Consider the following 6397-nt stretch of genomic DNA (forward strand, 5'->3'; position numbering starts at 1 on the left):
TCCTTTGAATGACACACCGCATTCGCGAGCAAGCCCGCTCCCACAGGGGTTTTGTGTTGTCAGCCGGGATTTGTGGAGGGGCAGGTCTTCTGCGTTCCGCTTGAGGCCTGGCTGATCAACGCCGCCAGGCGCTTGACGTTGGTCTGCTGCGCCGCCACCAGTTCATCGATTGACGGGCCTGAGCGCGTCTGCAAGGTGCTGCGGCATGACATCGTCACGACGTCGTCACTGCGCAAACGCCACTTCACATCCAGCAACCCGTATTGGCCGGGAATCGAGTCGAAGCGCTGCACTTCAATACGCACCGAGACCTTGCGTTGCGGGCTGCCGTTGACCATCTGATCGAGCATGGCGCTGCGCAGTTCGTCTACCAGGCTGGCTCCCCACCACTGGGTTTCGAGGATAGCCATGCCGGTATTGCCCTCGCGTACGACGATCTGCGGGCGATCAACTTGAGGTGGAACCGTCAGGGCTTCGATCTGGATATCGGTGGTCGCGCGAGTGTTCCCGCTCGGCATCGCCGGGGTCAGGGTGTGGAACTGAATCGGATCGCTGCGGCAGGCGGCCAGCAAGGACAGCGCGGCGATCAACGCGATTTTCAGCGGAAAAGCCATGGGTGATGCTCCTTTGGTCATTTGCTTGGCGGCCCTTTCAAATCGATTGGCGCGGCGTTGTCCGGCCGGCCGCGAATCAGCGATTCCGGATGGCGTCCCAGGTAGTCCGCGAGGTCACGCAGAGAGCGCGAAGTGCGTCCGAGCTCTTCCAGGGTCTGACCCAGTTTTTCCCTCTGCGGCGAATCGTCGGCGAGGGTCGAGTTGGCCGATTGCAGCGTGGTATTGGCCGATTGCAGGGTCTTGCTCACGTCAGTGAGGGTGTTGGAGACACCGGGCAAGGTCTTGGCGTTGAACTGGCCGAGGGTTTTGCGCATCTCCACGAGGTTGGCGTCCAGATTGCTTGCAATGCGCTCGATAGGCAGTTGATTGATCTTGGTGACCATGGCCTCGAGTTTTTCCTGCAACTGCTCCAGGCTGCCCGGAACGGTGGGGATTACCACCGGACGCGCGGTCGGATCGAACGCGACTTTCTCCGCTTTCGGGTAGAAATCCAGGGAGATGTACAACTGACCGGTCAGCAGGTTGCCGGTCCGGGCCTGGGCACGCAGACCGTTCTCGATGAACGCGCCCATGATCCGCGCTGAGCCGGCTTCGTCATTGGGGTCATGATTCAGGGCCTGGAGCATTTTGGTATGGGCCTGCCCCAGGCGCTGCGGGTAAATCACGATGCCGACATTGACGGGGAAGCTGCGTTTTTTTGCGTCGAAGTCCAGGTTGACCGACACCACCTTGCCGATCTCCACGCCGAGGAACTCCACCGGCGCATCGACCTTGAGCCCGCGCAGTGCCTGATCGAAACGCAAGGCCAGGTACTGAGCCTTGCCACTGGGCGGGGCGAGGGCGGTTTGCTGATCCTCGAAGAGCTCATAGGCATATTCTTCGGCCGCCGGTTTGTCGTTCGGGCTGTATTCGGGGGCGCGGAACGCGATGCCGCCCACCAGCAGCGACGACAGGGATTCGGTTTTTACCGCGAACCCATTGGCGCCGACGTTGACGTCAATCCCGCTGGCATTCCAGAACCGGGTGTTTTCGGTCACGTATTGATCATTGGGCGAGTTGATGAACAGGTCGATATTCACGCCCTTGCCGTCGGGGTCCAGCGCATAAGCCACCACCTGGCCGACGGGAATCTTGCGGTAGTAGACGGGGGAGCCGATGTCGAGCGAGCCCAGGTCCGGGGTGTGCAGGGTAAAGCGTTTGCCCGGTTCGCCGTAGGTGATCGGCGGCGGGTTCTCCAGGCCCTGGAAGTTCTTCGCCCGGCTGTTGTCCTGGCCGATGTCCGCGCCGATGTAGTCGCCGGACAGCAGGGTGTCGATACCCGATACGCCGCCGGCGCCGATCCGTGGCCGCACCACCCAGAACTGAGAATCCTTGCGGGTGAAGCTTTCGGCCTGCTTGGCCAGTTTAATGGTGGCGTTGACGCTCTTCTGGTCGTCGCTCAGTTCCACGTCTTCGACATGGCCGATGACCACGCTGCGGTACTTGACCTCGGTCTTGTTGGCGACCAGCCCGCTGCCGGTCTTGAAGGTCACGACGATGGTCGGTCCCTGCTGCATGATGTTGTGCACCACCAGCGAGATCCCCACCAGGACCGCGACGATCGGCACGATCCACACCAGCGACACGCTGAATCGCCGTGTCTTGATCGGCGCCTGGCCGGGGGCCTGTGGCCCGTCAGTGGCTTGTTGCTTCATCCGTGACCTCCTCAAGATATGAACCTTCGTCGCTGGTATCCCAGATCAGACGCGGGTCGAAACTCATGGCCGAGAGCATGGTGAACACCACCACCAGACCAAAGAACAGAATGCCCGCGCGCGGTTCGATGTCGGCCAGGGCCTGGAACTTCACCAGCGAAGCCACCAGGGCCACGACTATCACGTCGAGCATCGACCAGTAACCGATGACCTCGACGAAGCGGTACATTTTCGAGCGCTCCTTCTGCGCCCATAAACTCTTGCGCTGTACGGTGATCAGCAACGTACCCAGAGCGACGAATTTGATGCCCGGCACCGCGATACTGGCGATGAAAATGATCAGGGCGATGTCCCAGGCTCCGGCCTCCCAGAACTCCAGCACGCCGCTCATGATGGTGCTGTCGGCACCGTTGCCGACCATCTTGGTGTTCATCACCGGCAGCAGGTTGGCCGGTACGTAGAACACCAGCGAGGTGAGCAGATACGCCCAGGTGCGGGTCAGCGAGTTGGTCTTGCGCCGGTGCAGCGGCGCGCCACAGCGCGGGCATTCGTGGGGTTGATCGGTCATGTCGCAGGCCAGGTCACAGCTGTGGCACAGGCACAGATTCAGCTCGGCGGCTGTTGGTGGTGTTGTCTGTGAGATTGTCATTGCAGATCCCACAGGTCACGGATGTCACGGCCGGCGATACGGATCATCATCAGGCTGAGGATGGCCAGGGCGATCAGACCGATGCCGGGCAACACATCGAGGAAACCCGCGAGCTTGATCACCGCCACCATCGCGCCCAGCAGGCAGACTTCGAGCATGCTCCAGGGCCGCAGCGTTTCCAGCCAGCGCATGCAGAACTTGAAGGCCGGGGCTCGCTGATGGCCGAGAGCGAAGCAAAGGACCCAGATCAGCAGCACCAACTGGAAGATCGGGGCGATGATCATGGCGATAGCCGCCACCATCGCAATGAAGGTAATCGGCCCCAGGCTCAGTGCCAGCACCGAGTCCCACAGGGTCGCGCTGTTCTTCAGGCCTTGCAGGCTGATGCTCATGACCGGGAAGAAATTGGCGAAGATCCACAGCATCAGCGCGGTGAGGGTCAACGCCAGGCGTTGCTCGACCGTCAGGCCGTTATAACGCTGAAGCACGCCGCCGCAGCGGGTGCACAGGGTCTTCTGATGTTTGGCGAGCGTGGTTTTCTCGTACACGCAGTCGCAGTGCTCGCAAATGATCAATTGGTCTGTCGTTGCCATGGGCCAGGCTCGATGAATGCAGAATTGATGAGCACCCCCTCAATATAGAAGTGACTCGCGATTGAGCAAATCGAAAGACTGAACGAACTACGGACCGGGTTTAGTCTGACGCCACTCCATTGTGCCGAACACATACCTGTGGCGAGGGGGCTTGCCCCCGTTCGGCGGCGCAGCCGTCGTAAAACCTACATGCAAGGTTTGCCTGATGGAATGCTGGGGGCCGCTTCGCAGCCCAACGGGGCGGTGCGACGTTTCGACGAGCCCCCTCGCCACAAGGTATTGATCGCCTGTTCTGTCTTTATCAGCCAAGAACTTCACGCATGCGATACCAGAGCATGCCCAGCGCCAACAATGGCGAGCGCAACGCGCGGCCGCCGGGGAAGGTCATGTGGGGCACGGCGCTGAAGACGTCGAAACCCTGGCTGTGCCCGGCATGGATCGCTTCGCCGAGCAGTTTGGCGCACCAGTGCGTCACGTTCAGGCCATGGCCGGAATAGCCCTGGGCGTAAAACACGTTGGGGTGCTGGCTCAGGCGGCCGACCTGGGGGAAGCGATTGGCGGTGATGCCGATCTTGCCGCCCCATTGATAGTCGATGCGCACATCCGCCAGTTGCGGGAAGACCTTGAGCATCTGCGGGCGCATATAAGCCGCGATGTCCCGTGGATCACGCCCGGAATAATGGCAGGCACCACCGAACAGCAGACGCCGGTCCGCCGAGAGCCGGTAGTAATCCAGGCCGACTTTCTGGTCGCACAGCGACAGGTTGTGCGGGATCAATTGCGTCGCCAGCTCTGACGACAAAGGCTCGGTGGCGATGATATAGCTGCCGGCCGGCAGCACCTTGCCGCTGAGTTTCGGTTCGAGCTCCTCCAGATGCGCGTTGCACCCCAGTACCAGCGTGCCGGCGCGCACCGTACCGCCGGCGCAACGCACCTGCACCGTGCTGCCGTGGATGATGTCCAGGGCCGCGCTCTGCTCGAAGATCCGCACGCCCAGGCCCTGGGCCACGCGGGCCTCACCCAGCACCAGATTCAACGGGTGCAGATGACCGGAGCCCATGTCCACCAGGCCACCGGCATAGACGCCGGAATCAACCACCTGCTCACGGATCTTCCCGGGCTCGACCAGACGTATTTCGTGGACGTAGCCGGACTCCTTCAGGTGCGCATGTTCGGCCTTGAGCCCAGCAAACTGCGCCGAGGTGTTGGCCAGCTCGCAAAAGCCCCAGCGCAGGTCGCAATCGATGCCGTGCTCACGAATCCGCCGGCCCACCAGTTCCACCGACTCAACGCCGGCACGCTCCATATAGGCCACGCCCTCGGCACCCACATGCCGGGCGAAGCCGCTGACGTCATGACCGATGCCGCGAATCAGCTGCCCGCCATTGCGCCCGCTGGCGCCCCAGCCGATGCGCCGGGCCTCCAGCAAAATCACCGAGAGCCCGCGCTGAGCCAGTTCGATGGCGGTGTTGACGCCGGTAAAACCGCCGCCGATCACGCAGACATCGGCCACCAGGTCCTCATTCAGCGTGGGGAAGGGCGTCAGGTGATGGGCCGAGGCCGCGTAGTAAGACTGCGTATGTTCCTGGGTGTACTGGTTCATTGGTTGGACTTCACTTTGCTCCAGGAACGGGTCATCAGTCGCATGATCGACTGTGGCGGCGTGGTGGAGATGTAGAGCTTGTCGAGGACTTCCTGGGGCGGATACACCTCGGGATTGTTCACCAGTTCGGCATCCATGTATTGCTTGGCCGACGGGTTCGGGTTGGCGTAGCCGACCGAGGCGCTGACCTTGGCGATCACTTGCGGGTCGAGCAGGTTATTGATGAAGGCGTGAGCTTCTTTCTGGTTGCTGGCATCGGCGGGAATCGCCAGCAGGTCGAACCACAGGTTGCTGCCTTCCTTGGGAATCGCGTAGGCGATGTTCACGTTGTTCTTGGCTTCCTTGGCGCGGTTGGCGGCCTGAAACACGTCGCCGGAGTAACCGAAGGCCACGCAGATGTCGCCGTTGGCCAGGTCCGATACGTACTTGGAGGAATGGAAGTAGGTCACGTAAGGGCGGATGCTCAGCAGCTTGGCCTCGGCCTTCTTGAAGTCCTCGGGTTTTTCGCTGCGCGGGTCCATGCCCATGTAGTTGAGCACCGCCGGGAACACTTCATCCGCCGAGTCCATCATCGACACGCCGCACTGGCTGAGTTTCTTGATGTTTTCCGGCTCGAACAGCACAGCCCAGGAGTCGATGTGGTCGACGCCCAGCACTTGCTTGACCTTGTCGACGTTGTAGCCGATGCCGTTGGTGCCCCACAGGTAAGGCACGGAATGCTCGTTGCCCGGATCGTTCTTCTCCAGCAGGGCGAGCAGTTTCGGGTCGAGGTTCTTGAAGTTCGGCAGCTGCGAGCGGTCGAGCTTGAGGAAGGCGCCGGCCTTCACCTGACGGGCCAGGAAGTGGTTGGACGGCACCACCACGTCATACCCGGTGCGCCCGGCGAGCAGCTTGCCTTCGAGAGTTTCGTTGGAGTCGAAGACGTCGTAGATCACCTTGATCCCGGTCTTGGCCTGGAAGTCGGCGAGAGTGGTTTCGCCGATGTAGTCGGTCCAGTTGTAGACGCTGACGGTGGGCTGGGCCTGGGCTACGGCGCTGAACAGAGTGGCCAGGGCGAGCGGGACCATGGATTTCATTAGACGCATTTCGACACCTCTTGGAATTGTTGGAATTTTTTGGGTGATTCTTCTGGGCTTTTTGTAGGAGCGAGGCTTGCCCGCGAAAGGGGCAGCAGATTCAACATCTTCATTGCCTGACCGGACGCCTTCGCGGGCAAGCCTCGCTCCTACAGGGGAATGCGTTCC

General features: G+C 61.4%; 6 protein-coding genes. All 6 read right to left on the reverse strand.

Features of this window, described 5'->3' with window-relative positions; translation table 11 throughout:
- Positions 1-59: 59 nt before the first annotated feature.
- Positions 60-614, reverse strand: a complete 555-nt coding sequence (locus ACW9JE_RS27545; RefSeq protein WP_457434554.1) for a PqiC family protein — start codon at positions 612-614, stop codon at positions 60-62.
- Positions 615-631: 17 nt separating this feature from the next.
- On the reverse strand, positions 632-2308 hold the full coding sequence (locus ACW9JE_RS27550) for a PqiB family protein (protein WP_224533318.1): 1677 nt from the start codon (positions 2306-2308) through the stop codon (positions 632-634).
- Complete coding sequence (locus ACW9JE_RS27555) at positions 2289-2957, reverse strand: paraquat-inducible protein A (RefSeq protein ID WP_224533319.1); 669 nt, start codon at positions 2955-2957, stop codon at positions 2289-2291. The genes ACW9JE_RS27550 and ACW9JE_RS27555 overlap by 20 nt, the downstream gene beginning before the upstream one ends.
- On the reverse strand, positions 2954-3550 hold the full coding sequence (locus tag ACW9JE_RS27560; protein ID WP_224533320.1) for a paraquat-inducible protein A: 597 nt from the start codon (positions 3548-3550) through the stop codon (positions 2954-2956). The genes ACW9JE_RS27555 and ACW9JE_RS27560 overlap by 4 nt, the downstream gene beginning before the upstream one ends.
- 301 nt (positions 3551-3851) lie before the next feature.
- On the reverse strand, positions 3852-5153 hold the full coding sequence (locus ACW9JE_RS27565) for an NAD(P)/FAD-dependent oxidoreductase (protein ID WP_224533321.1): 1302 nt from the start codon (positions 5151-5153) through the stop codon (positions 3852-3854).
- The gene (locus ACW9JE_RS27570) at positions 5150-6238 is read right to left on the reverse strand and encodes a polyamine ABC transporter substrate-binding protein (RefSeq protein ID WP_224533322.1); all 1089 of its coding nucleotides are present in this window, start codon (positions 6236-6238) and stop codon (positions 5150-5152) included. Before ACW9JE_RS27570 ends, ACW9JE_RS27565 begins: the two co-directional genes overlap by 4 nt.
- Positions 6239-6397: the final 159 nt, after the last annotated feature.

This window comes from Pseudomonas sp. SDO55104_S430 (assembly GCF_054070595.1).

Excerpts from the sequence above, each read along its gene's own strand:
- ACW9JE_RS27545 (WP_457434554.1), bottom strand. The coding sequence starts at position 614 with ATGGCTTTTCCGCTGAAAATCGCGTTGATCGCCGCGCTGTCCTTGCTG.
- ACW9JE_RS27560 (WP_224533320.1), bottom strand. The coding sequence starts at position 3,550 with ATGGCAACGACAGACCAATTGATCATTTGCGAGCACTGCGACTGCGTG.
- ACW9JE_RS27555 (WP_224533319.1), bottom strand. The coding sequence starts at position 2,957 with ATGACAATCTCACAGACAACACCACCAACAGCCGCCGAGCTGAATCTG.
- ACW9JE_RS27550 (WP_224533318.1), bottom strand. The coding sequence starts at position 2,308 with ATGAAGCAACAAGCCACTGACGGGCCACAGGCCCCCGGCCAGGCGCCG.
- ACW9JE_RS27565 (WP_224533321.1), bottom strand. The coding sequence starts at position 5,153 with ATGAACCAGTACACCCAGGAACATACGCAGTCTTACTACGCGGCCTCG.
- ACW9JE_RS27570 (WP_224533322.1), bottom strand. The coding sequence starts at position 6,238 with ATGCGTCTAATGAAATCCATGGTCCCGCTCGCCCTGGCCACTCTGTTC.